The sequence below is a fragment of the Streptomyces griseoaurantiacus genome, assembly GCF_036189845.1.
Taxonomy (GTDB): domain Bacteria; phylum Actinomycetota; class Actinomycetes; order Streptomycetales; family Streptomycetaceae; genus Streptomyces; species Streptomyces griseoaurantiacus.
Map to the genome: position 1 here is coordinate 3,007,500 of NZ_CP108326.1, position 23,337 is coordinate 3,030,836.

26 protein-coding genes are annotated in these 23,337 nt (G+C 71.6%); 14 read left to right on the plus strand and 12 right to left on the minus strand.

Translation table 11 applies throughout. The features are described from left to right. Nucleotides 1-74: 74 nt before the first annotated feature. The 3 genes from OHB09_RS13240 to OHB09_RS13250 form a co-directional block, all read right to left on the minus strand. Nucleotides 75-1,457, minus strand: a complete 1,383-nt coding sequence (locus OHB09_RS13240) for an MFS transporter (protein WP_328922019.1) — start codon at nt 1,455-1,457, stop codon at nt 75-77. Then, complete coding sequence (locus tag OHB09_RS13245; protein WP_328922020.1) at nt 1,454-2,098, minus strand: winged helix-turn-helix domain-containing protein; 645 nt, start codon at nt 2,096-2,098, stop codon at nt 1,454-1,456. Before OHB09_RS13245 ends, OHB09_RS13240 begins: the two co-directional genes overlap by 4 nt. Before the next feature lie 210 nt (nt 2,099-2,308). Next, complete coding sequence (locus tag OHB09_RS13250; RefSeq protein ID WP_252307111.1) at nt 2,309-2,797, minus strand: GNAT family N-acetyltransferase; 489 nt, start codon at nt 2,795-2,797, stop codon at nt 2,309-2,311. A 265-nt stretch (nt 2,798-3,062) separates the two neighbouring features. Here OHB09_RS13250 and OHB09_RS13255 point away from each other — a divergent pair, with 265 nt between their 5' ends. Beyond that, nucleotides 3,063-3,839 (plus strand): response regulator transcription factor, encoded by a 777-nt coding sequence (locus tag OHB09_RS13255; RefSeq protein WP_006143829.1) that lies wholly within the window; start codon nt 3,063-3,065, stop codon nt 3,837-3,839. On the opposite strand, the gene OHB09_RS13260 is transcribed toward OHB09_RS13255, so the two are convergent. After that, nucleotides 3,798-4,295 carry a MarR family winged helix-turn-helix transcriptional regulator gene (locus OHB09_RS13260; RefSeq protein WP_006143830.1) on the minus strand — a complete coding sequence of 166 codons (498 nt, stop codon included), beginning with the start codon at nt 4,293-4,295 and terminating at the stop codon, nt 3,798-3,800. The two genes, OHB09_RS13255 and OHB09_RS13260, sit on opposite strands and share 42 nt — an antisense overlap. 228 nt (nt 4,296-4,523) lie before the next feature. Between OHB09_RS13260 and OHB09_RS13265 the strand changes: the two genes are divergently transcribed. The 4 genes from OHB09_RS13265 (at nt 4,524) to OHB09_RS13280 (ending at nt 8,977) form a co-directional block, all read left to right on the plus strand. Next, complete coding sequence (locus OHB09_RS13265) at nt 4,524-5,348, plus strand: trans-aconitate 2-methyltransferase (protein WP_328922021.1); 825 nt, start codon at nt 4,524-4,526, stop codon at nt 5,346-5,348. Between the two features lie 43 nt (nt 5,349-5,391). Beyond that, nucleotides 5,392-5,823 (plus strand): VOC family protein, encoded by a 432-nt coding sequence (locus OHB09_RS13270; RefSeq protein WP_328922022.1) that lies wholly within the window; start codon nt 5,392-5,394, stop codon nt 5,821-5,823. Between the two features lie 181 nt (nt 5,824-6,004). Continuing rightward, on the plus strand, nt 6,005-8,104 hold the full coding sequence (locus OHB09_RS13275) for a glycosyltransferase family 4 protein (protein WP_328922023.1): 2,100 nt from the start codon (nt 6,005-6,007) through the stop codon (nt 8,102-8,104). A gap of 267 nt (nt 8,105-8,371) precedes the next feature. After that, nucleotides 8,372-8,977 carry an ALF repeat-containing protein gene (locus OHB09_RS13280; protein WP_191891962.1) on the plus strand — a complete coding sequence of 202 codons (606 nt, stop codon included), beginning with the start codon at nt 8,372-8,374 and terminating at the stop codon, nt 8,975-8,977. Between the two features lie 62 nt (nt 8,978-9,039). On the opposite strand, the gene galK is transcribed toward OHB09_RS13280, so the two are convergent. The 3 genes from galK to galT all read right to left on the minus strand — a co-directional run bounded on the left by galK (nt 9,040) and on the right by galT (nt 12,337). Further along, nucleotides 9,040-10,212, minus strand: a complete 1,173-nt coding sequence (gene galK, locus OHB09_RS13285) for a galactokinase (protein ID WP_191891963.1) — start codon at nt 10,210-10,212, stop codon at nt 9,040-9,042. Nucleotides 10,213-10,274: 62 nt separating this feature from the next. Beyond that, on the minus strand, nt 10,275-11,255 hold the full coding sequence (gene galE / locus OHB09_RS13290) for a UDP-glucose 4-epimerase GalE (RefSeq protein WP_006143836.1): 981 nt from the start codon (nt 11,253-11,255) through the stop codon (nt 10,275-10,277). Continuing rightward, nucleotides 11,252-12,337 (minus strand): galactose-1-phosphate uridylyltransferase, encoded by a 1,086-nt coding sequence (galT, locus tag OHB09_RS13295; RefSeq protein ID WP_006143837.1) that lies wholly within the window; start codon nt 12,335-12,337, stop codon nt 11,252-11,254. Before galT ends, galE begins: the two co-directional genes overlap by 4 nt. A gap of 164 nt (nt 12,338-12,501) precedes the next feature. On the opposite strand from galT, the gene OHB09_RS13300 reads away from it, so the two are divergent. Both OHB09_RS13300 and OHB09_RS13305 read left to right on the plus strand, forming a co-directional pair. Further along, nucleotides 12,502-14,181 (plus strand): sodium:solute symporter family protein, encoded by a 1,680-nt coding sequence (locus OHB09_RS13300; RefSeq protein WP_093599241.1) that lies wholly within the window; start codon nt 12,502-12,504, stop codon nt 14,179-14,181. A 21-nt stretch (nt 14,182-14,202) separates the two neighbouring features. Then, on the plus strand, nt 14,203-14,544 hold the full coding sequence (locus tag OHB09_RS13305) for a hypothetical protein (protein WP_006143839.1): 342 nt from the start codon (nt 14,203-14,205) through the stop codon (nt 14,542-14,544). A gap of 86 nt (nt 14,545-14,630) precedes the next feature. Here the strand turns inward: OHB09_RS13305 and OHB09_RS13310 are convergent, their stop codons facing one another. The 3 genes from OHB09_RS13310 to OHB09_RS13320 form a co-directional block, all read right to left on the minus strand. After that, nucleotides 14,631-14,783 (minus strand): hypothetical protein, encoded by a 153-nt coding sequence (locus OHB09_RS13310; protein ID WP_234527481.1) that lies wholly within the window; start codon nt 14,781-14,783, stop codon nt 14,631-14,633. A 112-nt stretch (nt 14,784-14,895) separates the two neighbouring features. After that, entirely contained in the window at nt 14,896-15,429 is a 534-nt protein-coding gene (locus OHB09_RS13315) for a Uma2 family endonuclease (RefSeq protein WP_213088859.1), read from the minus strand. Between the two features lie 70 nt (nt 15,430-15,499). Beyond that, nucleotides 15,500-15,934 (minus strand): ATP-binding protein, encoded by a 435-nt coding sequence (locus OHB09_RS13320; protein WP_191854978.1) that lies wholly within the window; start codon nt 15,932-15,934, stop codon nt 15,500-15,502. 237 nt (nt 15,935-16,171) lie between these two features. On the opposite strand from OHB09_RS13320, the gene OHB09_RS13325 reads away from it, so the two are divergent. The 3 genes from OHB09_RS13325 (at nt 16,172) to OHB09_RS13335 (ending at nt 18,041) form a co-directional block, all read left to right on the plus strand. After that, on the plus strand, nt 16,172-17,023 hold the full coding sequence (locus OHB09_RS13325) for a helix-turn-helix domain-containing protein (RefSeq protein ID WP_191854977.1): 852 nt from the start codon (nt 16,172-16,174) through the stop codon (nt 17,021-17,023). A gap of 7 nt (nt 17,024-17,030) precedes the next feature. Beyond that, on the plus strand, nt 17,031-17,225 hold the full coding sequence (locus OHB09_RS13330; protein WP_191854976.1) for a DUF397 domain-containing protein: 195 nt from the start codon (nt 17,031-17,033) through the stop codon (nt 17,223-17,225). Between the two features lie 75 nt (nt 17,226-17,300). Beyond that, nucleotides 17,301-18,041, plus strand: a complete 741-nt coding sequence (locus tag OHB09_RS13335) for an SDR family NAD(P)-dependent oxidoreductase (RefSeq protein ID WP_213088843.1) — start codon at nt 17,301-17,303, stop codon at nt 18,039-18,041. 581 nt (nt 18,042-18,622) lie between these two features. Here the strand turns inward: OHB09_RS13335 and OHB09_RS13340 are convergent. Both OHB09_RS13340 and OHB09_RS13345 read right to left on the minus strand, forming a co-directional pair. Then, on the minus strand, nt 18,623-19,384 hold the full coding sequence (locus tag OHB09_RS13340; protein WP_191854974.1) for a hypothetical protein: 762 nt from the start codon (nt 19,382-19,384) through the stop codon (nt 18,623-18,625). A 138-nt stretch (nt 19,385-19,522) separates the two neighbouring features. Continuing rightward, nucleotides 19,523-20,302 (minus strand): hypothetical protein, encoded by a 780-nt coding sequence (locus OHB09_RS13345; protein WP_191854973.1) that lies wholly within the window; start codon nt 20,300-20,302, stop codon nt 19,523-19,525. 370 nt (nt 20,303-20,672) lie between these two features. Here OHB09_RS13345 and OHB09_RS13350 point away from each other — a divergent pair, with 370 nt between their 5' ends. Genes OHB09_RS13350 through OHB09_RS13365 form a run of 4 tightly spaced genes read left to right on the plus strand, consistent with a single transcriptional unit; the run spans nt 20,673 to nt 23,323 of the window. Continuing rightward, nucleotides 20,673-21,950 carry an ATP-binding protein gene (locus tag OHB09_RS13350; protein ID WP_006143843.1) on the plus strand — a complete coding sequence of 426 codons (1,278 nt, stop codon included), beginning with the start codon at nt 20,673-20,675 and terminating at the stop codon, nt 21,948-21,950. Beyond that, nucleotides 21,947-22,348, plus strand: a complete 402-nt coding sequence (locus OHB09_RS13355) for a roadblock/LC7 domain-containing protein (RefSeq protein ID WP_006143844.1) — start codon at nt 21,947-21,949, stop codon at nt 22,346-22,348. The genes OHB09_RS13350 and OHB09_RS13355 overlap by 4 nt, the downstream gene beginning before the upstream one ends. Then, nucleotides 22,345-22,719, plus strand: a complete 375-nt coding sequence (locus OHB09_RS13360) for a DUF742 domain-containing protein (RefSeq protein ID WP_006143845.1) — start codon at nt 22,345-22,347, stop codon at nt 22,717-22,719. Before OHB09_RS13355 ends, OHB09_RS13360 begins: the two co-directional genes overlap by 4 nt. Then, entirely contained in the window at nt 22,712-23,323 is a 612-nt protein-coding gene (locus OHB09_RS13365; protein ID WP_040897017.1) for a GTP-binding protein, read from the plus strand. Before OHB09_RS13360 ends, OHB09_RS13365 begins: the two co-directional genes overlap by 8 nt. Nucleotides 23,324-23,337 lie beyond the last annotated feature (14 nt).

A 23,337-nucleotide genomic window follows, 5' to 3' on the forward strand; every position in this document is an offset into this window, starting at 1 on the left:
AAGGGCCGGCGCCCCCGCGTCCGCTCACGTCCCGGCGCCCCCGCGTCCGCTCACGTCCCGGCGCTCCTCCCGCCTCACCCCGTCCGGGGGCGGGGCGGGGCCGTCGGCGCGGTCTCCGGTTCCGTCGCCTGCCGCGGCACCGCGGGAACGTCGTCCTCCTCCCCGCCGCCGCGCGCCGGCGGCCCCTCGTCCATCTCCCGCCATTCCGGGCGCAGTCCGGCGAGGCTGGTGGTGAGGCAGTACACGATTCCCCCGGCGAGCAGGACCGGGAAGAGCCCCGTGGCGGCCACCGCCGCTCCGGCGAGCAGCCCGCCGAGGGGGATTCCGGCCCAGGCCAGGGAGTCGCCGAGGGCGCGGACCCGGCCCAGCATGTGGCGCGGTACCCGCTCGAAGAGGACGGCGCCGAGCACCGGGTTGACGAATCCCACCCCGAAGCCGCCGACGGCGAAGACGGCCAGGGCCGCTCCCAGCGGGAGGTCCCAGGCGAGGATCAGGAACCTGGGGGCCCCGCCCAGCAGGAAGCCCGCGAAGAAGACCAGCCGACGCCGCAGCCGGTGCGCGGCCATCGCGGCGATCAGGCTGCCGGCGACCGCGGTGGCGCCCATCGTGCTGCCGAGCAGTCCGAGGGCGGCGGGCCCGTTGCCGGAGGTCTTGGCCCAGACCGGGAGGAGGACCGTCGCGAACGCCGCGTCCAGCAGGTTGGTGATGCCGATGGTGACGATGACGGTGAGCAGCAGGGGTTCGCTGCGCAGGAAGGCGAGGCCCTCGCCGAACCGCTTCCAGTAGCCCGGTTCCGGTGTCCCCGTTCGCGGTGCGGCCTCCTGTGCGGGGCGGCCCGTGCCGCGGGGCAGCGCGAGCGCGATGATCACCGAACCGAGGGCGAAGCAGGCCGCGTTGACGACGAGTCCGGCCAGCGGGCCGAGCAGTGCGACGAGTCCGCCGCCGGCGGCGGGGCCGAGGGTGGAGGCGAGCCGCTCGGTCACGCCGGACAGTCCGGTCGCCCGCACGAGTGGTGTCCCGGCGCGCTCGGCCGCCTCGGGGACCATGACCTCCTTGGCGAGGTCGCCGGGGCCGCGGACGGCCCCGATCACCGCGACCAGCGCCAGCAGGAGCGGGAAGGACAGCACGTCCGCGGCGTGGCAGACGGGGACCGCGAGGGCGGCGCTCGCGCTGGCGAGGTCGGTGGTCCAGGAGACGGTGCGCGGTCCGGTGCGGTCGACGAGTGGGCCGGTGAGGGCCTTGACCAGCACGTAGGGGGCCATCTCGCAGAAGGCCACGAGTCCGGTGCGGGTGGCGCTGCCGGTGGTGACGAGGACGAACCAGGGCAGTGCCACGGCGGAGATCCGGGTGCCGGTCAGCGAGACGGCCATGGCGGCGAGCACGCCGGCCAGCGCGCGCGGGGAGCGTGTGCCGGGCAGGGGGCCGGTGGCCGGGATGCCCGGGGCGTGCCCCGTCATGAGGGCTGCGGCCCGGTGGTCTCCCCCGGCTCGGCGGGGCCGTCCGCCGGGGCGGGTGCGTCGAGTTCGGGCAGCAGGTGCGTGACGACGGTGACCCGCTCGGCGTCCTCGGGGGCGTTCGCCGCCGCCTCGGGGCCGTCCTTGCGGTAGCGGTCGACGACGGCCCGCAGCTCCCCGCGCAGTGCGAGGGCCTCTTCGGGGGTGAGCCGCAGCACCCAGTCGCTCATGTCGAAGGTGTCGCGCCAGGCGCGGGGCATCGTCTGCAGTTCGTTGAGGGTCTGCTGGGTGCGCAGGGTGTAGGCGGAGGCCACGGACTGCAGGTAGGTCAGGGTCGCCTCGGGCTCGCGGTCGGCGAGGTCGGCGTCGTTGAGTTCCGTCATCCGGTGCACCGCGCGCCACCAGCGGTCCCGCGCGTTGCCGCGGTCGGTGTCCTCCTCGACGAAGCCGGCTGCGCCGAGCCGGCGCAGGTGGTAGCTGGCCGTGCCGGAGTTGACGCCGAGGCGTTCGGCGAGGCGGGTGGCCGTCGAGGGCCCGTACTTGCGCAGCGTTCCGACCAGTTGCACGCGCAGGGGGTGCGCGAGGACCCGCAGCCCCCGGGCGTCCAGGACGACGGAGTCCGGTCGGTCGTTGGTGTCAGCCATGGCGGCACTGTAGACCGCAAAGAGTCCTTCGCAAAAGAGTCTTTGCGAAGAAGTCTTTGCGGTTCGCCGGGTTGGTGCCGGGCCGGGGGCCGATCAGTGCCGGGGGCCGGTGCCGGTCCGTGCCGGGGGCCGGTGCCGATCAGTGCCGGGGGCCGGGGGCCGATCGGCGCCGGGGGCCGGTGCCGGTCCGTGCCGGGGGCCGGTCCTATCTCACGCCCACCGCTTCACCAGCGTGTACTCGGTGATCCCGGGCGGGTAGTCCGGGAGGGCGCAGAGGATCTCGTAGCCCTGTTTCACGTAGAACCTCGGGGCCTGGAAGTCCCAGGTCTCCAGGCGGGAGGCGGTGCAGGCGCGCTCCGTGCGGGCGAGGTGTTCGGCGCGGGCCAGGAGGTGGCCGCCGAGACCGGCGCCGCGGGCGGCCTCGTCGACCCAGAGGTAGGTGACGTGCAGCCAGGTCGCCCAGGTGTGGCCGACCAGGCCGCCCACGAGCCGGCCGGCCGCACCGTCGGCACCGTCGGCACCGTCGGCACCGTCGGCACCGTCGTCGGCGAGCGCCCATACGTGCAGCGGGGACTCGCGCTCACCGGGGGTGCCGCGCAGGGCGCGCAGGACGGGGGAGGCCGCCGTGTTCGTCTCGCGAAGTCGCCTCCGCAGCAGATCGCGCCGCTCCTTGTCGACTTCTGTCTCGATACGAAACATACGGCTCACCATAAACGCGCCGGACGGGCAGTTCCGCGAATTTCGCTTCCGCTCCGCGCACGCGGCCCTACTCTGAGGGCAGTGCCGGTGGGGGCCGGTGCCGATCAGGGGGCGAAACAGCCGGGTACGACGCCCGGAGTGGGGGTAGCAGTGTCATCACGGCGGCGGCCGTGCGGCTGCGACGCCCCGTGTCCCGAGCCGGCCGCTCGGGAACTCCGGGCGCCGCACCCGCTCCGGCCGTCCCCCGACCAGTGGGGGTATTTCAGTGGTGCGCATCCGAGTTCTGGTCGTCGACGACCACCGCATCTTCGCCGAGTCGTTGGCCGCGGCCCTGGCCGCCGAGCCGGACGTCGAGGTCTCCGCCGCGGGCAGCGGCCCGGCAGCCCTGCGCTGCCTGGAACGGGCGGCGGCCGAGGGGCGCAGATTCGACGTCATGCTCGTGGACGCCGATCTGGGCTGCGCGGCGCCCGCCGCCCGGCCCACCGCCGTGCCCGTGCAGCCGGTGGGTGAGGACGGCGTGGTCGACGGGATCTCCCTGGTCACGGGCGTCCGCGGCGTCCAGCCCGGGGTGCGGACCGTCGTGCTCGCCGAGAAGGACGACCCGCGCCGGGCCGCGCTCGCGCTGCAGGCGGGGGCCTGCGGCTGGGTCGCCAAGGACTGCTCCCTGGTCCGGCTGCTCACCGTCATCCGGGGGGTGCTGCGGGACGAGACGCATCTGCCGCCCGCCCTGCTCACCGGCGTACTGCGCGAGCTGACCGCCGCGCGCAAGCACCGCACGGAGAGCGAGCGGCTGGTGGAGTCGCTGACCCCGCGCGAGCGCGAGGTGCTGCGCTGCATGGTCGCCGGGCTGGGCCGCAAGGCCGTCGCGGAGCGGCTGTTCCTGTCCCCGCACACCGTCCGCACGCACATGCAGAACGTGCTGGGCAAGCTCGGCGTGCACTCCACGCTTGCCGCCGTCGCGCTGGCGCGGCGGGCCGGGGTGGGGCCCGTGGATCTGAAGCTAACCGGGGATGTTGTCGAACGGGGCGGTCAACTGGCGTAGCAGTCCGGCCAGTTCGGCGCGCTGGGCGCTGCTCAGTTCGGCGAGGAGCGCCCGTTCCTGGTCGAGCAGTCCGGCCAGCGCGCGGTCGGCCTGGTCCCGGCCGACCTCGGTGAGCCGGACCAGTACGCCACGCCGGTCGGTGGGGTCGGGCAGCCGCTCCACCAGGCCCTTCTTGGCCAGGCGGTCGATGCGGTTGGTCATCGTGCCGGAGGTGACCAGGGTCTGGGTCAGGAGTTGCCCCGGGGAGAGCTGGTAGGGGGCGCCGGCCCGGCGCAGCGCGGTGAGTACGTCGAACTCCCACGGCTCCAGGCTGTGTTCCGCGAACGCCAGCCGACGGGCGCGGTCCAGGTGCCGTGCGAGCCTGCTCACCCGGCTGAGTACCTCCAGCGGCTCCACGTCGAGGTCCGGGCGTTCCCGACGCCACGCAGCGACCAGCCGATCGACCTCGTCCTCCATGCGATCAGTGTAGTGGTTCTGTCGATGTGAAGTCTCTTGATGTGCATTATCTTGACGTCAAGAGACTTGGCGGGATACAACGCCGGGGAGGAACCCGGCAGGGCGGGAACCCCTCGTCCACGGGAGCCGCCCGCCGGGGGCCGCTGCCCGCCGGCCGAGGGTTGCTGCCCACCCGCCGAGACCCCTGCCCGCCGCCGACCGAACGACCGAGACCGGAGGAACCCCGTCATGGCCGCCACCACTCCCACCTGGGACCCGGACCAGTACCTGCGGCACGCCGGGCACCGCGCCCGCCCCTTCGCCGACCTCCTCGCCCGCGTCCCCCGCCTCCCCGGCAGCCCGCCGCGCATCGCCGACCTCGGCTGCGGCCCCGGCAACGTCACCGTGCTGCTCGCCGAGCGCTGGCCCACCGCGCGCATCACCGGCTACGACAACTCCGCCGAGATGCTGGACGCGGCCGCCGTCGCCCACTCCGGGCCCACCCCCGGCGGCGGCCTGCTCGACTTCGCCCACGCCGACGCCCGGACCTGGACGCCCCCGGACCCCTGCGACCTGCTGCTGAGCAACGCCACCCTGCAGTGGGTGCCGGGCCACCTGAACGCCTTCCCGCGCTGGATCGGGGCCCTCGCCCCCGGCGGCACCCTCGCCTTCCAGGTCCCGGGCAACTTCGACGCCCCCAGCCACCGGCTGATGCGCGAACTCGCCGCCTCCCCGCGCTGGCGCGGTCGCCTCGACGGCGTCCTGCGGCACGCCGACGCGGTGCACACCCCCGCCGCCTATCTGGAGGCGCTGACGGGCCTCGGCTGCGCGGCCGACGTGTGGGAGACGACGTACCAGCACCTGCTGACCGGCGAGGACCCGGTCCTCGACTGGGTCAGGGGCACCGGTCTGCGCCCGGTCCTCACCGCCCTCGGCGACGACCCCGAGGCCCGCGAGGCCTTCGTCGAGGAGTACCGCGCCGCCCTGCGCACGGCCTACCCCGCCACCGCGCACGGCACCGTCTTCCCCTTCCGCCGGATCTTCGCGGTGGCGCGCAGGCCGGAGGGGCACTGATGCCGGCGCGCACCGCGGTGGGCCACAGGCCGGGAGGGCGCTGATGCTCGCCGCCCTCGACCACGTCCAGCTCGCCGCGCCGCCCGGCTCCGAGGACCGGCTGCGCGCCTACTACTCCGGCGTGCTCGGCATGACGGAGGTACCCAAGCCGCCGGTGCTCGCCGCCCGCGGCGGTTGCTGGTTCGAGGCCGGCACCGTCCGCCTCCACCTGGGTATCGAGGAGGACTTCCGCCCCGCCCGCAAGGCCCACCCCGGGCTGCGCGTCACCGGCATCGCGGCGTACGCGGCCCGGCTCGCCGCCCGCGGCGCCCCGGTCACCTGGGACGACACCCTCCCCGGCCATCGCCGCTTCTACAGCGAGGACCCGGTCGGCAACCGGCTGGAGTTCCTGGAACCGACGGCGCCGGGCCCCTCACCGCTCGCGGCAGACGCACCCCACCCCTCCGTCGGCACCACCACAGGCAATCAGCCATAGATCGTTCTCATCTGGTCGAATCAGGCGACACAAAGGCCGCCAATCGCCGCTTCGTGATCGTTCGACTCATAGGCTCCTCCCGACCCGTTCACTGCTCATCCATCGCTTCCGCACGGTTTCCGCCACGTTCGAGCGTGTACGCGGGGTGCGACCGGACGTGGCGGACGGTCCCGGGGGACCCATGAAGATCGCCTTCCTGATCAACAACGCGTACGGCATCGGCGGCACCATCCGTGCCACGGCCAATCTGTCCGGCGCCTTCGCCGAGCGGGGCCACGAGGTCGAGGTCGTCAGCGTCAACCGCCCCCAGGACGCGCCGCGGTTCGCGTTCGACCCGCGGGTGACGCTCACCCCGCTCGTCGACACCCGCGCCGGCTCCCCCGGTCACGAGGGCGGGCACGAGCTCACCCGCCGGCCGACCACGATGTTCGGGTACTCCCTCAGCGAGCCGCACACCGCGCTGCAGGACCACCGCATCGCCGAGCACCTCACCGGCACCGACGCCGACGTGGTCATCGCCACCCGCCCCGACCTCAACGGCTACCTCGCCCGCGACGGCCGGCACGGCCGCTTCCTCCGCCTCGGCCAGGAGCACCTCAGCCTCGCCGCCCACCGCGATCAGGTGCGCACCGACCAGAACGCGGCCGTACTCGGGCTCGACGCCTTCCTCACCGTCTCCGAGGCCGACGCCGCCGCCTACCGCGCCGCCCTCCCCCGGGCCCGTACGCGGATCCTGTGCATCCCCAACAGCGTGCCCACGCCCGACGTGGCCCCCGCCGGCCTCGACTCCCGGACGATCGTCGCCGCCGGGCGCCTCATCCCCGTCAAGCGCTACGACCGGCTCGTCACCGCCTTCGCCAAGGTCGCCGCCGAGCACCCCGACTGGACGCTGCGGCTGTACGGGCGGGGCGCCCAGAAGACCGCGTTACGCGAGCGGATCGACGAACTCGGCCTGTACGACCGGGCGTTCCTGATGGGGGCGGTCTCCCCGATCGAGACCGAGTGGGCCAAGGGCGCCGTCGCCGCCGTCTCCTCCGACATGGAGTCCTTCGGCATGACCATCGTCGAGGCCATGCACTGCGGGGTCCCCGTCGTCGCCACCGACTGCCCGCACGGCCCCGCCGAGATCATCACCCACGAGCGGGACGGCCTGCTCACCCCGCTCTCCGGCGACGCCGACGCCCTCGCCGACGCCCTGAAACGCCTCATCGCCGACGAGCCGCTGCGCCGCCGGCTCGGCGCGGCGGCCCGGGAGAAGGCCCGCGCGTACGCGCCCGACGCCATCGCCGCGCGGTACGAGACGCTGTTCGAGGAGCTGACGCGGGCGCGCCGCAGGACGCTCTCGGGAGCCGCCTCGCGAGTACGGGAGCGGCTGGCGCGGGAGCGACGGGCCAGGGGACCGCGGGCCGGAGGCCGAGGTGCCTCGGCTCCCACGGCCCTCGCGCCCTCCTCCCCGCCGGGGCCCCTCGCCCTGTGTGCCACGGCGACCGCCGACGGCGGGCTGCTGGTACGGCCGGGGCCGGGCGGCCGGCTGCCCGGCGGCCCCCGCGAACTGCTGCTGCGGCTGCGCCACGACCCGGAGGGCCGCGAGCTCCGCGTGCCGGTGCCGGAGGGCGGGGCCGACCGGCGGGTCCCGTTGTCCCGAGCCGAGCACGTCCTGCCGGAGGGCCGCTGGGACTGCTACCTGGTGCCGGCCGGCGGCACGGCGGCGAGGCGGTGGCGGATCACCGCCCGGATCGTCGAACAGGCCGCGCTGCTCGGACGGGAACCGGACGTCGGCCCGCACGGGGTGAGTTCCTGGATCCCGTACACCACCACGGACGGCTTCCTCGCCCTGCGCACCTGGCTGCGGCCCGCACACGCCGAGGTCGAACGGATCCACGTCGGCAGGGACGACCAGGAGGCGCTGACGGTGACGGCCACGCTGTACGGGACGGAGGCGGTGCCGCCGCGGGACGCGCGGGTCACCGCGACGACGCGTTCGGGAAGGGCGCCGGAGATCGTGGTCCCCGCGCGTCCGACCGCAGGCGCCGGTTTCACCTTCGTCCTCCCCTACGCGGAACCGGTCCGCCGCGGCACCGGCGAGGACGAGCCGTGGGACCTGCGGCTGACGGGCCCCGGCCTGCCGGCGCCGGTACCGCTCGGCCGGATCGGCGGGGACGTCGCCGACCGGAGGAGGACGGACGTCCTGCCGGCGACCACGGTGGGCGGCCACCGGGTGCAGCCCTGCTTCACGGCGGACAACGCACTGGCGCTGAGCGTGCGCCCGGAGACCGCGTAACGCCCGCTCGCGGGCGGAGGTGCCGGCGACTACGACTACGACTACGGCAACGGCAACGGCAACGACGGTTACGGCGACGACGGTTACGGCGACGACGGTTACGGCAACGGCGGTTACGGCAACGGCGGTCACGGCAACGAAGGACCGGCGAACACTGCGCACTCCGGGCAATGCCCACTGTCAGACCCGCCTGCCACACTCCTCCCGTCGCGTCCCACCGGACGGTACGCGCCCCGACACCCCACTACACCAAGGTGGTTCGACTCCGTGAGACTGACCCGTGTGACGCTCGCCGTGGCCGCCGGCGCCCTCGCCCCCGCCCTGCTGCTCTCCACCCCGTCCTTCGCCGCCGGCGCCACCACCGCCCCGGCGGCCACCGCCTCGGACACGACCCCGGGCGACGGGTCCCCCTACGACGACATGGACATCCACGACCTGCGCATCGCCGTCCTGCGCATCCTCGCCGACCCGGACAGCGGCAAGCGCGTCACCAAGGAGGCCAACGCCCTCCTCGACAACGGCACGGAGGAGGACCTGCGGACCTGGCTGGAGACCGGCTACCGGCTCGCGCGGTTCGAGGACGACCAGGTCGCCATTTTCACCATCCTCGCCAAGCCGTCCTCCGGCAAGGGCGTCTACCGCGAGGCCACCGAGGCGCTGGAGGCCGGCACCCCCGAGGCCGCCCGCGCGTTCCTGGAGACCGGCTACCGCCTGGCCCAGGCCGAGGACGACAGCGTCGCCATCGTCCGCATGCTGACCGACCCGGACCTCACCCCCGCCATGCGTGCCGCGATCAACGCGGTCCTGGACGACGGCACCCCGGAGGCCCTGCGCCACTTCCTGGAGGTCGGCCAGTACGAGGTCGACGGCTGAGCGACCGGCCACCCCGGGCGCCGCGCGCCCGGGGTGGCCGGGCGCCCCTGTGCGAATGCGGGTCACCGCACCCGGTGTGCCCCCGGGGACGGGACCGCGGTGAAGGTGCGGGGGGCCGTGAAGCCGGCCTGGGCGAAGGCGGCTTCGACCGCTGCCGTGAGGGGGGCGACCGTCGCCTCCTCCACGAGGACGATGGCCGAGCCGCCGAAGCCGCCGCCGGTCATGCGGGCGCCCAGGGCGCCGGTGGCGAGGGCCGTGTCGACGACCAGGTCGAGTTCGGGGCAGGAGATGCGGAAGTCGTCGCGCAGGGAGGCGTGGCCCTCGGTGAGGACCGGGCCGATGCCGCGGGTGTCGCCCGACTCCAGGAGGGAGACGACGCGCTCGACGCGCTGGTCCTCCGTCACCACGTGGCGGACCAGGCGGCGGACCTCCTCCTCGTCGCCGAGCCGGTCCAGTGCCGCGTCGAGTTCCTCGTAGGCCACGTCGCGCAGGGCGTCGACGCCGAGGAGCGCGGCGCCCTTCTCGCAGCCGGCCCGGCGCTTGCCGTACTCGCCGTCGCTGTGGGCGTGCTTGACCTGGGTGTCGACGACGAGGAGCCGCATGCCCTCGGCCGCGAGGTCGAAGGGGATCTGCTTCTGGGAGAGGTCCCGGGTGTCGAGGAAGAGGGCGTGGCCGTCCTCGCAGCAGGCGGAGGCGGTCTGGTCCATGATGCCGGTGGGGGCGCCGACGTAGACGTTCTCGGCGCGCTGGCACAGGCGGGCCAGCTGCCAGCCCCGCAGCCCCAGTGCGTACAGGTCGTTCAGTGCGAGGGCGACGACGACCTCCAGGGCCGCCGAGGAGGACAGGCCGGCGCCGGAGGGGACGGTGGAGGCGAGGTGGATGTCGGCGCCGTCGATCTCGTGGCCCGCCTCGCGCAGCGCCCACACCACGCCGGCCGGGTAGGCGGTCCAGCCCTTGTCGGACTCGGGGGCGAGCTCGTCGAGGGTGAGTTCGACGGGGGCGGCGTCGATGTCGGCGGAGTGCAGCCGCAGTCGGCCGTCCTCGCGCCGGGCGACCGCCGCGACGGTGGTGTGCGGCAGGGCGAACGGCATGACGAAGCCGTCGTTGTAGTCGGTGTGCTCGCCGATGAGGTTGACCCGTCCCGGCGCGGCCCACACCCCCTCGGGTGCGCTCCCGTACAGCTCCCGGAACCGGTCGGCCACCTCGTCGGCGGCTCTCGCGACAGCCTCACTCATGCCCTGTTCCTGACCCTTCGCTACCACTCTTTTGCGGCGTACGCGCCGACTGTACGTGCGTGTTATTCGGCTTCGCGCGCCTGGGCGAACCGCCAGGCGTCGGCGACGATCCCCGCGAGGTCCGCGCGGGACGGGTTCCAGCCCAGTTTCTGCCGGGCCGTGTCCGCCGAGGCGACCAGGACGGCCGGGTCTCCGCCGCGGCGCGGGGCCACGACCTCGGGGACGGGGTGGCCGGTGACCTGCCGCACGGTCTCGACGACCTCGCGGACGGAGAAGCCGTTGCCGTTGCCGAGGTTGCAGATCAGGTGCTCGCCGGGCACGGCGGCGGTGAGGGCGAGGAGGTGGGCCTCGGCGAGGTCGGCGACGTGGATGTAGTCGCGCACGCAGGTCCCGTCGGGTGTCGGGTAGTCGTCGCCGAAGACGGAGATCGCCTCGCGACGGCCCTGGGCGACCTGGAGGACGAGCGGGATGAGGTGCGACTCGGGGTCGTGCCGTTCCCCGTAGGTGGCGCCGGAGGAGGTGGCGTAGGCGCCGGCGACGTTGAAGTAGCGCAGGGAGACCGCGCCCAGGCCGTGGGCCGCCGCCTCGCCGCTGATCATGTGGTCGACGGCGAGCTTGGAGGCCCCGTAGGGGTTGGTGGGCTTCGTCGGCGCGGTCTCCACGATGGGGACCTGCTCGGGCTCGCCGTACGTGGCCGCCGTCGAGGAGAAGACGAGGGTGCGCACCCCCGTCTCGCGCATCGCGGCGAGCAGCGCCATGGTGCCGCCGACGTTGTTCTCCCAGTACTTCTCCGGCTTCACGACCGACTCGCCGACCTGCGAGAACGCGGCGAAGTGCAGGACGGCGTCGAAGGAGGCGTCGAGCCATTTGGCGGCGTCGCGGATGTCGCCCTCGACGAACGTGGCGCCCGTGGGGACGCCCTCGCGGAAGCCGGTGGAGAGGTTGTCCAGGACGACCACCTCGTGTCCGGCCTCCAGCAGGTGCTGGGCGACCACACTGCCGACATAGCCGGCCCCGCCGGTGACCAGGTACTTACCGCTCATGTGCTCGCTACCTCCCGAAGTCGGCGGGCCGCGGCCTCCGGCGGCACGTCGTTGATGAACACGTTCATGCCGGATTCGGAACCGGCGAGGAACTTCAGCTTTCCGGCGGTGCGGCGGATGGTGAAGAGTTCGAGGTGGAGGGCGAAGTCGTCCCGCCCGACACCCTCGAACTCGTCCCAAGGGCCGAACGGCGCCTGGTGCCAGGCCGCGATGTACGGGGTGCGCGACTCGCCCACGGTGCCTCCCCCTCCGTCCCCCCCGTCGAAGATCCGGTCGAAGCGCCGCAGCAGCTCCAGGTAGACCCGGGGGAACTCGGCGCGCGCCGCCTCGTCGAGCCCGAGCAGGTCCGGCACCCGGCGGCGCGGATAGAGGTGAACCTCGTAGGGCCAGTGGGCCGCGTAGGGCACGAAGGCCACCCAGTGCTCGGTCTCCAGGACGACCCGCTCACCTGCGGTCTCCCGCTCCACGACGAGGTCGAAGAGGTTCTCCCCGCCACTGGCCTGCTTGTGCTGGGCGAGCGAACGGAGCATCAGGGCGGTGCGGGGCGTGGTGAACGGGTAGGCGTAGATCTGCCCGTGCGGGTGACCCAGCGTCACCCCGATCTCGGCGCCGCGGTTCTCGAAGCAAAAGACCTGCTGGACGGAGGGCAGATGGGACAGTTCGGCGGTGCGGTCGGTCCACGCCTCCAGGACCAGTCCCGCCTGCTCCTCGGTCAGGTCGGCGAAGGACGCGTCGTGGTCCGAGGTGAAGCAGACGACCTCGCAGCGCCCGGAGTCGCCGGCCAGCGAGGGGAAGCGGTTCTCGAAGACGACGACGTCGTAGGAGGAGTCCGGGATCTCGCTGAGCCGCCCGTCCCGGGAGGGGCACAACGGGCATTCGTCGGCGGGCGGGTGGTAGGTGCGGCCCTGCCGGTGGGAGGCGACGGCGACCGCGTCGCCGAGCAGCACGTCGTGGCGGATCTCGGACGTGGTGACGGTGCGCTCCAGCGGGCGCCGGTCCACGGCGTCGCGCACGGTGTCGTCACGCAGGTCGTAGTAGATCAGCTCACGCCCGTCGGCCAGCCGGGTCGAGGTCTTCTTCACTGCGCCATACCCCAATCTTCCAACAGAACCCAACATAACAAACCACGCCACTCCCCGGACGTCAACATCACAACCCCACAAAAGCGATCACTCGCGAGGTTCACCCCCTGACCGCGGAGGCGTGGATTCCGTCCGGATCGGTTCACGCGACGAATCGAGTACACATGCGAACCCCCACACACCTGGCAGCCGAACTGCGGCTCCCCACCAACTGGCTCGACTACACGATCCTCGGGATCTACTTCGTGGTCGTGCTCGGCATCGGCTTCGCGGCCCGCCGCTCGGTGAAGACCAGTCTCGACTTCTTCCTGTCCGGGCGCTCCCTGCCCGCCTGGATCACCGGCCTGGCGTTCATCTCGGCCAACCTGGCCGCCACCGAGATCCTCGGCATGGCCGCCAACAGCGCCCAGTACGGCGTGTACACCGTGCACTGGTACTGGATCGGGGCCATCCCCGCCATGGTCTTCCTCGGCCTGGTGATGATGCCCTTCTACTACGGCTCGAAGGTCCGCTCCGTCCCCGAGTTCCTGCTGCTCCGCTTCGACAAGTGGGCCCACCTGCTCAGCGCGCTCCTGTTCGCCTTCGCGGCGCTCCTGATCGCGGGCGTCAACCTCTACGCCCTGTCGATCGTCGTCGAGGCGCTGCTGGGCTGGCCGAAGTGGGTGGCGATCCTCGTCGCCGGCGCCTTCGTGCTCGGATACATCACCCTGGGCGGCCTGTCCTCCGCGATCTACAACGAGGTGCTGCAGTTCTTCGTCATCCTCGCGGCCCTCATCCCGATCGCCGCGCTCGGCCTGAAGCGGGTCGGCGGCTGGGACGGCCTGACGGACTCCCTCACCGCCTCGCACGGGGACAACTTCGTCACCGCCTGGGGCGGCACCGGCATCGGCAGCGCCAACCCGCTCGGCGCGAACTGGCTGACCATCGTGCTGGGCCTCGGCTTCGTGCTCTCCTTCGGCTACTGGACGACCAACTTCGCCGAGGTGCAGCGCGCGCTGTCCGCGAAGAACCTGTCGGCCGGGCAGCGCACCCCGCTGATCGCCGCCTTCCCGAAGATCTTCATCGTCTTCCTGGTGATGATCCCCGGCCTGGTCGCCGCCGTCCTCGTGCCCAAGATCGGCACCTCCACGTCGGGCCTGCAGTACAACGATGCGATCCCCTACCTGATGCAGGAGCTGCTCCCCAACGGTGTGCTCGGCATCGCGGTCACCGGACTGCTCGCGGCGTTCATGGCCGGCATGGCGGCCAACGTGTCCTCCTTCAACACCGTGTTCACCACCGACATCTGGGGGCGGTACGTGGTGCGCGACCGCGAGGACGCCTACTACGTGCGGTTCGGCCGGCTGATCACCGTCATCGGGGTCGCGGTGTCCGTCGGCACGGCGTTCCTGGCCTCGTCGTTCTCCAACATCATGAGCTACCTGCAGACGCTGTTCTCCTTCTTCAACGTGCCGATGTTCGTCGTCTTCATCGTCGGCATGTTCTGGAAGCGGGCGTCCATGAAGTCCGGGTTCTGGGGGCTGCTGGCCGGCACGACGGCCGCGATGGTCAACTACTTCGTCCTCTACAAGCAGGACATCGTCGGCATCCCCACCGACCAGGGCGCCAACTTCGTCTCCGCGATCGCCGGCTTCGTCGCCGGCGCGGTCGTGATGGTCGCCGTCACCCTGTTCACCGCGCCCAAGCCGGCCGAGGAACTCCAGGGCCTGGTCTACGGCACGCGCTCCCCCGGCATGGACGAGCCGCCCGCCAAGGGCGACGACGCGTGGTACCGGCGGCCGGCACTGCTCGGCTGGGGCGCGATCGTCCTGGCCGCCGCGTGCTACATCCCGTTCTCCATCTGAGCGCCGAGGGGCTGAGACACCATGGCTGAGCAATTCCCGCACGAAGGCGAGCACCGGCCCGCGTCCTCGGAGAAGGACCTCCAGCGCGAGGTCGCCGAACTCCAGAACCAGTCCGCGACCGCGGCCCGCCTCTTCGACATCCGCCGCATCATCGGCGGCCTGTTCGTGCTCTACGGCGTCATCGTGACGATCGCCGGCCTCACGGCCTCCGACGCCGACATCGACAAGGCGGTCGGCGTCAACATCAACCTCTGGACCGGCCTGGGCATGCTGATCCTCGGCCTCCTCTTCCTCCTCTGGCTCAAGCTCCGCCCGACGGAACCGCCGGAGGTGACGGAGGAGGACGTACGGGAACAGAAGTAGGCGGGCGCGCTACCCGCGGTGCCAGGGGCCGGTGTCCACGAGGGTGGACACCGGCTCCGCGCCGTCGGCGGGGCCGCCCGCCCGGATCACTCCCCGGCGAACAGGTCCTCGGCGGTGGTCGCGCGGACCGCGCGCTCGGCCCACAGCTCCAGCAGGTCCAGATCGGGGCACGCCGGCACCCGCTCGCGAACGGACTCGGGCACCGGGATGTCCCGCCACCCCAGGATGCGCAGAATCATCGCGGCACGATCCCCCGGCGCCCTTCTTCCCGGCCCTGTTCCCGGCCCTCCTCGCGGACGACTTGGGCGACCGGGCTGTTGAAGAAGTACTTCACCGGTGACGTGGGGGTCCTCAACGGCTCTCCCGCACGGGGAAGGTGCTCGTGTCGATCGTGATGCGCTCCCCCGTGGCCAGAGTGAAGACGACCGGCCGGCCATAGGGGGTCTCCGCGACCTTGCCGTACCCCGAGGCGTGCGGCTCGGACATCAGCGTGACCATCCGCTTGAACGGATCGGCGATCAAATAGAAATCGATGCCGTACCGGCCGTACTTGCGGACGTTCCGCACGTAGTCCTTCTCGTCCTCGGGCTCCGACGGCACCTCGACCACTGCCAGGACATCGAGGCAGGAGTAGCTGTTCCCGCGTCGTTCGGCGTCGAAGCCGACGACCGTCAGATCGGGGGCGGCGTCGTTCTCCCCGGGGAACGACACGAGCACATCTCCGAAGACACGCTCGCGCGCGATACCGGCGGCCTTGACCGCGTCCTTGACGTCCGAGACGGTCCAATCCTGCTCCGGACTCTGCGGGGTCATGATCACCCTTCCGTCGAAGACCTCGACTTTGTAGCCCTCGGGGATGCCGCCTCGCTCGATCAGGTCGCTCATGACAGTCACAGCAGCTCACCTCCTCCTCGCATTATGGCCGGGCAGCCCCGAAGCCCGCCCACCTCAACGATCACGCGGTCGCCAGGTCACACCACACGTACTTGCCCCGGTTGCCCTCCGTGGACAGGGGGTGCCAGCCCCACAGGTCCGCGCAGGCGCGGACGAGGGTGAGGCCGCGGCCCTCCTCCAGTTCGGCCGCGCGGTCCGCCGCCGTCGGGTCCACCGGCTCGGGAGGGCGCGGGTCCGTGTCCCACGTACCGATCCTCAGCACCCCCGCCGACCAGCGCACCCGCAGCGCGGCCGGTCCCTCCGTGTGCCGTACGGCGTTGGCGACCAGCTCCGCCGCGAGCAGCTCGGCGACGTCGACGACGCAGATGAGTCCGTGCAGGGTGAGGATGAGCCGCAGGGTGCGCCGGCTGACGGTGACGGCGCGCAGGTCGTTGGGGATGTACAGGGAGTACTCCCAAGGGGCGGCGAGTCCCGTTCCGGTCCCGTTCTCGGGCATGCGTGAACTCCGTTCGGTGAGGGCGAGGGGGTTGAGAGACGCGGTCCCCGGGCGGTGGCATGCCTCAGCCGTCATGGCAGGACGGATCGGTGCGCTTCCGGGCATCCCGGCGGTTCCGCAACGTGTGCGTCGCGTCACTGAAGGTAAGTCCTTAATTTAGGACACTGCAAGTCGTTGCCGTAATCTCCCCCTGAACGAGTAGCCCGTGAGAGGAACTTGGGGACGAGGAGGAACACCATGCCGCGTCGACGGCAGCCCACCGCACGCCAGGTGCGACTGGGCATCGAGCTGCGGAAACTCCGCGAAGCGGCAGGGCTGAAGGCCCGCGAGGCGGCGGCCTTGCTCGGCGCCGACTCCGTGCAGATGAGCCAGATCGAGGCAGGCATCGCAGGCGTGAGCGAGGAGCGGGTACGACGTCTCGCCGCGCTGTACGACTGCGTGGACGCGGAGTTGGTCAACGGCTTGGTGGCAATGGCGACCGACCGGACGCGCGGCTGGTGGGAGGAGTACCGGGGTGCGCTGCCGGAATCGTTCCTCGACCTGTCCGAACTGGAACAGCACGCCATGTACAGGTGGGACATGGACTTCCTGTTCATCCCCGGACTGCTGCAGATCGAGGACTACTCCCGCGCGCTCTTCGCGGACAGGGTTCCCGCTCTCCCCGAGGAGGACCTCGACTTGCGCGTACGCCACCGAGTGCAACGCAGAAGGGTCATCGAAGGCCCTAACCCGGTCCCCTACGTCGCCATCATCCACGAGGCGGCGCTGCGCATCAGGGCATGCGATCGCGCCGCCTCACGCAAACAACTCGCCCATGTACTCGACCTGTCGGAAGCGGACCACATCACCGTCCGCGTCGTGCCCCTGGACCTGGACAGCTTCGCCAGCGCCGGGGCCACCATGGTGTACGCGGGCGGAACCGTCTCCAAGCTGGACACGGTCGTGCGCGACGCGCCCCACGGAACGGTCTTCATCGACGCGGAAGCGCAACTGGGGACCTTCCGCGCTCACTTCCATAAGGTAGAGGCGCGGTCTCTCGCACAAGGTCCCTCCCGGGACCTCATCCACAAGCTGGCGAAGGAGCTGTGAGGCGCACATGGGCACCCAGTTGATCTGGCAGAAGTCTTCCTACTCCGGTGGTGGCGACGGCAACGCCTGCGTCGAACTGGCCGCCGCCACCCCCGCCAACCTCCACCTCCGCGAGAGCGAACAGCCGGACACACGGCTCACCACCACGCCCCTCGCCGTAGCCCGCCTTCTGCACCACATACGTTCCGGGGGCGACGCCTGACCTCCGTACCGCACGGCGAACGTCAGGTCGGGATCCCGCCAGCTTCTCGCGGCGTCGGACGCGATGCTCGGCGGTATGAACCGACTCGAAGGAAACGTGGCCCTGATCACGGGCGGTGGCCGCGGCATTGGTGCGGCCGTGGCGGTGCGGTTGGCCGAGGAGGGCGCCGATGTCGTGCTGACCTATGAGAACAGCGCGGACCGGGCCGCCGGGGTGGTGGAGCACATCAAGGCCGGGGGACGCCGAGCGGTTGCCCTCCGGGCCGATTCTGCGAATCCCGCGGCGCTCACCGCCGCGGTGGACGAGGCCGCCGCGCTGTTCGGCAGGCTCGACATCCTGGTCAACAACGCGGGCGTCTTCCCTGTCGGTCCCCTTGAGGAGGTGGAACTGGCGGAGCTCGACCGCACGCTGGCGGTGAATGTCCGGGCACCGTTCCTCGCGTCGCAGGCGGCAGTGCGCCATATGGGCCGAGGCGGCCGCATCATAAGCATCGGCAGCAATATCGCCCAGCGTGCGGTCTTCCCGGAGATGGCGCTCTACTCGATGAGCAAGTCGGCCCTCACCGGGATGACCAAGGGCCTGGCCAGGGAACTCGGCCCACGCGGCATCACCGTCAACCTCGTGCACCCAGGACCCACCAACACAGATGCCAACCCGTCCACCGGCCCCCATGCCCAGGCGATCGCCGGCCTCACCGCCGTAGGCCGCTACGCGGAACCGCATGAGATAGCCGCCACCATTGCCCACCTGGCAAGCCCGGACGCCCAGTACACGACGGGAACCTCCCTCCACGTGGACGGTGGCTTCACGGCCTGACCCCGTCCGTTGTGACGTCCGGTCCATCCCGAAGCCCCCTGCGTGGCCCCCGCGTCGCACCCGTCGGGATCACGCGAGGCCCAGTGCGTGAGGGAGCGTCGCCGCACGCGGATGCCTGGGCGGCTGCGGATCTCGTGGCCCATGGGAGCGGCCAGGTGCAGGGTGCCGTCGTCCCTGGGGAGACCCTGCATGCCCAGCAGTCGGGCGGCCGTGGGGCCCGCGGCCACCACGTGGGGCCCGCAGGTCAGGAGGGCCCCCCGCACCCGGGAGCGCAGGGACGGGCCCCCTTCGTCCTGCCCCACCCAGTAGCTGCCCCGGGTCAGCGGAACCCAGCGGCCCGATCTGACCATCCGCCGCACGGTGTTCCGGTCGGCGCCGGCCGGCCCGAGTTGCGGGAGGGTCACCGCCCAGTCCTGTCGGGCGGCGGTGGCGTGGACTCTCCGGAGGACTTCGCGGACACCCTCGTCGGTCTTTGTCAGTGCCATTGCCGCACTATGGCGTAGGGGGCGGACAGTTCACCCTGGGCTGTGGACAGGGCTGTGGACAACTCGGAATCGGGTGCCCGGGGCCGGTGCGCTCGGTCAGGAGAGCTTTGCTTCCTGGGCCTTGAGCACCGGTGCCGGGAAGTCGAAGTCCTGGCCCAGGGGGTGGATGGCGGAGAGGTAGGCGAGCGTGCTGCCCTTGCGGAAGACGACCACCTTCTCGGGCCCCTCGTCGCCGTCGACCTCGCCCGTCGCGGTGAACGCCAGTGCCTGCTCACCCACCTCGGGTGCGCGGTCCTGGGTGACCGCGGTGAAGTGGAGCGTCGTTTCCCGCTGTGTGCCGGTGAAGCCGCCGCGGCAGGCCGTCAGCGCCTTGCCGAGGGCCGTCAACTCCCCCTCGGCGGTGCCGGCGTCCTCGTAGGACGCGAGCGTGATCGCCATCATGGGGAGGTCGAGCGCCGGTTCGGTCCCGTCGAGCCCGCCGGTCCGGGAGCCGGAGGAAGGGACGGGCAGGTCCGCGGCGGCCCAGCGTTGTGCCGTGGCCACCGGGTGCCCCAGGGCGACCGGGGCCAGTGCCAGATCCAGGAGCCGGCACTGCTTCTTGTCGGTGCGCACCTGGTCCGCCGTGAACTTCTGGCCCTTGCCGCCGCTCTCTACCAGAAAGCCCTCCAGGTCCCCCTTGTCCAGCGACCTCTTCTCCAGTTCGCGCGCGCTCAGCGGTCCGGCCGGCGGCGTCGAGGGCGTCGAACTGGTGCCGGAGCCATCGGCTCCGTGGGTGCCGGAGTCGTCGCACGCGGTGAGGAGTGCGAGCGGCAGGGCGGTCAGGACGGCCAGGGTGGTGCGTAAGGCGGCGGTGTTCATACGGGTGCGTCTGCTTTCGGTGGGTCCTGAGGTTTTGAGGTTTTGAGGTCCTGCGCAGCTTGGGCCGAGTGCGATCGCAGGGTGCGGACAGGGGCACCCAACGATCGCCCATGGACAGTCAGTCGGCGCCCCGGCCGTTCAGCCCAGCTTCTTCGCCTGTGTCTCCACGAGTACCGTCGGGAACTCGAAGTCCCCGCCCTTCATCAGGGCCGCGGGGTTCAGGCTGGACACGTAGGTGACCGTCGAACCGGTGCGGAAGGCGGCGACCTTCATGGGGCCGGGCTTCGGCATGCCGTCCTGCTGGACCGTCGCGGTGAAGGCGACGGCCTCGTCGCCCGCCTCGGGGGCGGTGTCGGCGGCGACCTCGGTGAGCTTCTGCTCGGTGCCCATCGCGGAGTAGGTGTAGCCCTTCGCACAGGCGGTGACGCTCTTGCCGATCGAGGCGAGCGCCTCGGTGGCGGCGGCCTCGTCGGCGTAGGAGGCGAGGGTGACGGCGGAGGTCGTCGTGTCGAACGCCGCGTCCACGGCGGCGTCGACGTCCTTCTCCTTGCCGGTCGGCGCGTCCTTCTTGCCCGTGGCCCGGCGCTGCACGGTCGCCTTCGGCTCGTCGAGGGCGACGCCGGAGAGGGAGAGGCTGACCGGGGCGCAGTCCTCGCGCTTGGAGGCGACCTTGTCCGCGCTGATCTCCTCGTCCTTGGTCGGCTTGCTGACCAGGAAGCCTTTGACGTCGGACTGGGTCAGGACCTTCTTCTCCAGCTCGGCGGCGCTCAGCGGCGCGGCCGCCGTGCCCTTGGAGGAGGACCTGGTGTCGGCACCCCCGGACTTCGAGGAGTCGGAGTCCGAGCCACCGCAGGCGGTGAGGAGGACGGCCGTGAGGGCGACGAACGGGACGGCCAGGGTCAGGGTGCGTCTGGGCAAGGTGGTGCCTCTACCTTTCGGCTTCCGCTTTGACGGAAGGTCAACAAGAAGTTGACAGGACTTTACTTGCGGCTTCACAGAAAACACACCCGGGTTTACCTTCGCCCCTCGTCCGCGCCGCACCCGACCCCCGGGGATCCCGCTCGCGAAGGCCCTGTGAAGGTCTTCGGCAGGAGTCCGATCAAAGGGGTTGACAGCTCACAGAATGCTAAGATCATCGCACGTTCAGTAGGCTGACGGCGCGTCACGTGTTGACCGCGCACGGGGGACAGTCTCTAGGGCCCCATCGCGAGGGGCAGCGACCGCGGCCGGCCGGTCAGGCACCGGCCCGCGGTCGCCCCTGTTCGCGAGGCGACTTGAAGAGAGTCTCATGACGTCATTGCTCCAGGACCCACTCCTGTGGGTCTTGCTGGCGGTACTTCTCGCTGCGGTCTTCGCGGTGATGAAGGCCCGCCGCACCAACATGGCACTCCGCAGACAGAACGAGAACCTGCGCAGCGCCCGAGACGGCCTCCAGGGAGAACGCAACCAGCTCTACACCGACTACGCCGCCCTGCGCACCCAGCACTCCGACGCCCTCGCGGAGGTGCGCCAGGACGCGGAGGCGGAGACCAAGGACGTACTGAAGTCCGCGATGCGCACCCTCCAGGTGCTCGCGGACGAGCAGCAGCACGTCATCGACAAGGCACAGCGCAAGTACGGCGACGACTCCGAGATCCTCGCCGACCTGATGCTGGTGGACCACACCAACAGCCAGTTCAGCCGCCGTGCCCAGGGCATCGCGGTGCTGTGCGGTGGCTGGCTCGGGCGCCGCGAGACCATCGCCTCGGTCTACGACGTGGCCCGCAGCGCGCAGGGGCGGATCAAGCACTTCGACCGGGTCCGCATCAACTCGCAGGTGAACGTCTCGGTCGCGCCCAGGGCCGTGGAGCCCGTGGCGGTGGTGCTGGCCGAGCTGCTGGCCAACGCCACCAACTACAGCGCGCCCGGCACGCCCGTCGAGATCAACATCCAGACCGTGTCGACCGGCGTGTGCCTGATCGTCGACGACGCGGGTCTCGGCATGAGCCAGGAGGAGAAGGACCGGGCCGCCGAGCTGCTCGATCCCCAGGGGCCCGTCGCCATCACCGGCCTCGGCAATCCCCCCAAGTTCGGTTTCGCCGTCTCGGGGATGCTCGCCGCCCGCTACGGCTTCAAGGTGTCGGTCGACTCCGTATCCCCCTACGGCGGCGTACGCGCGGTGATTCTTCTGCCCGAGAACCTGCTGACCACCAATGTGCCCGAACCGGAGGAGTCCGGGGCGACGGGGCATCGCCACGCGGACGGGCAGTCCGCCGTGCCGGGGCCGACGCCGGTGCCGGACCCGGAGCCGATGGCGCAGCCGCAGCGGCTGACATCGATGGCAACGTCCGCCCACCACGCGGCCCCCGCCCGCCCGGTCGGCACCACGGCCGGGGGTCTGCCCAAGCGCCGTCGCATCAGTTCGGTCTCCGTGGTCCCGTTCCCCGTCGACGCCGACGAGGCGGAGCGGGAGCAGCCGGAGCCGGAACACGGCGGCCAGGTCACCGCGGCGCGCATCTCCGCGTTCGCGCGCGGCACGCAGCTCGGTCGGAACACCCCCTCCACGGAAGGACCCGAAGCCCAGTGAATCCCGACCTGTCGTGGGTGCTGAACGACGTGCTGCAGGTGCGCGGCGCCCGGCACGCGATCCTCGTCTCGGCCGACGGCCTGCTGCTGGAGCGCTCCAGCGACATCGGCCGTGACGAGGCGGAGACCAACGCGGCCGCCATGAGCTCGATGCAGTCCCTGAGCCGGGCGGTGGCCCCGTTCGTGTCCGCCGGGAACGGCGTCTGGAAGCAGACGCTGATCGAGTACGACGGTGGCTGGATCTTCCTGATCGCCGCGGGCCAGGGTGCCTACCTGGCGGTCTCGGCGGCCCTCGACGTCGACATGGAGTCGATGTCGTTCCGGATGCAGCAGCAGGTGAGCGCGCTGGGCAAGGCGATGACCACACCGCCCCGCCAGAGCGCGGGTGCGGACGTATGACCCGGCCGGACGAGGAAGCCGCGGTCACCGGTCACTTCGTACGCTCCTACGTCATCACCGGGGGCCGGCGCCTGCCGGAGGCGGACGAGCTGTCCCTGCACACCCTGGTGACGCTCGCCCCCGACGCGGAGCTGCCGCTCGGGGCGTCCCCGGAGGTGCGCGAGATCTGGGAGCTGTGCGCCGGCGGCTACCTGGCCGTGGCCGAGGTGTCCGCCCACCTCGGGCTGCCCGTGGGAGTGGCCCGGCTGCTGCTGACCGATTTATTCGAACAGGGCCATCTGCTGCGCCGCGCCGCACCGCCGCGCGCACAGCTCGTCGACCGAGAAACCATCGAGAAGGTGCTGCATGGACTCCAAACCCGTTATGGATGAGCGCGGGACCACCCGCAGCACCCCCGCCGGCCGCAACCCGGGCATCTACGTCTCCGACGCGGTGACCACCACCGCCAAGATCCTCGTCGTGGGCCACTTCGCCGTGGGCAAGACCACGTTCATCGGGTCGCTCTCGGAGATCACCCCGCTGCGCACCGAGGAGAAGATGACGGAGGCGTCCACCCAGGTGGACGACCTGCGCGGGGCGCCGGACAAGGTGACCACCACCGTGGCCCTGGACTTCGGCCGGCTGACCCTGAGCGACGACCTGGTGCTCTACCTGTTCGGCACGCCGGGCCAGCAGCGGTTCATGCAGCTCTGGGAGGACATGGCGCGCGGCGCGCTGGGCGCGCTGATCCTGGTGGATCCCGCCCGGCTCGCCGACTCCTTCCCGGTGATCGACCTGGTGGAGAAGTACGGCCTGGAGTACGCCATCGCCGTCAACTCCTTCGATCCCTCGGCACAGTTCGCCCAGGAGGAGATCCGCGAGGCGCTGGACCTGCTGCCGGACACCCCCGTCGAGTACTGCGACGCCCGGGACCAGCGCTCCTCCGGCCACGCGCTGATCGCCCTCGTGCGGCACCTGCTCACCCGGGTGTCCTGAACACCCCTCGTACC

Bases quoted from the DNA above. Each gene is read 5' to 3' on its own strand.
- OHB09_RS13240 (WP_328922019.1), bottom strand. From the start codon at position 1,457: ATGACGGGGCACGCCCCGGGCATCCCGGCCACCGGCCCCCTGCCCGGC.
- OHB09_RS13245 (WP_328922020.1), bottom strand. From the start codon at position 2,098: ATGGCTGACACCAACGACCGACCGGACTCCGTCGTCCTGGACGCCCGG.
- OHB09_RS13250 (WP_252307111.1), bottom strand. From the start codon at position 2,797: ATGTTTCGTATCGAGACAGAAGTCGACAAGGAGCGGCGCGATCTGCTG.
- OHB09_RS13260 (WP_006143830.1), bottom strand. From the start codon at position 4,295: ATGGAGGACGAGGTCGATCGGCTGGTCGCTGCGTGGCGTCGGGAACGC.
- OHB09_RS13265 (WP_328922021.1), top strand. From the start codon at position 4,524: ATGGCCGCCACCACTCCCACCTGGGACCCGGACCAGTACCTGCGGCAC.
- OHB09_RS13270 (WP_328922022.1), top strand. From the start codon at position 5,392: ATGCTCGCCGCCCTCGACCACGTCCAGCTCGCCGCGCCGCCCGGCTCC.
- OHB09_RS13275 (WP_328922023.1), top strand. From the start codon at position 6,005: ATGAAGATCGCCTTCCTGATCAACAACGCGTACGGCATCGGCGGCACC.
- galK (WP_191891963.1), bottom strand. From the start codon at position 10,212: ATGAGTGAGGCTGTCGCGAGAGCCGCCGACGAGGTGGCCGACCGGTTC.
- galE (WP_006143836.1), bottom strand. From the start codon at position 11,255: ATGAGCGGTAAGTACCTGGTCACCGGCGGGGCCGGCTATGTCGGCAGT.
- OHB09_RS13300 (WP_093599241.1), top strand. From the start codon at position 12,502: ATGCGAACCCCCACACACCTGGCAGCCGAACTGCGGCTCCCCACCAAC.
- OHB09_RS13305 (WP_006143839.1), top strand. From the start codon at position 14,203: ATGGCTGAGCAATTCCCGCACGAAGGCGAGCACCGGCCCGCGTCCTCG.
- OHB09_RS13310 (WP_234527481.1), bottom strand. From the start codon at position 14,783: ATGATTCTGCGCATCCTGGGGTGGCGGGACATCCCGGTGCCCGAGTCC.
- OHB09_RS13315 (WP_213088859.1), bottom strand. From the start codon at position 15,429: ATGAGCGACCTGATCGAGCGAGGCGGCATCCCCGAGGGCTACAAAGTC.
- OHB09_RS13320 (WP_191854978.1), bottom strand. From the start codon at position 15,934: ATGCCCGAGAACGGGACCGGAACGGGACTCGCCGCCCCTTGGGAGTAC.
- OHB09_RS13325 (WP_191854977.1), top strand. From the start codon at position 16,172: ATGCCGCGTCGACGGCAGCCCACCGCACGCCAGGTGCGACTGGGCATC.
- OHB09_RS13330 (WP_191854976.1), top strand. From the start codon at position 17,031: ATGGGCACCCAGTTGATCTGGCAGAAGTCTTCCTACTCCGGTGGTGGC.
- OHB09_RS13335 (WP_213088843.1), top strand. From the start codon at position 17,301: ATGAACCGACTCGAAGGAAACGTGGCCCTGATCACGGGCGGTGGCCGC.
- OHB09_RS13340 (WP_191854974.1), bottom strand. From the start codon at position 19,384: ATGAACACCGCCGCCTTACGCACCACCCTGGCCGTCCTGACCGCCCTG.
- OHB09_RS13350 (WP_006143843.1), top strand. From the start codon at position 20,673: ATGACGTCATTGCTCCAGGACCCACTCCTGTGGGTCTTGCTGGCGGTA.
- OHB09_RS13360 (WP_006143845.1), top strand. From the start codon at position 22,345: ATGACCCGGCCGGACGAGGAAGCCGCGGTCACCGGTCACTTCGTACGC.
- OHB09_RS13365 (WP_040897017.1), top strand. From the start codon at position 22,712: ATGGATGAGCGCGGGACCACCCGCAGCACCCCCGCCGGCCGCAACCCG.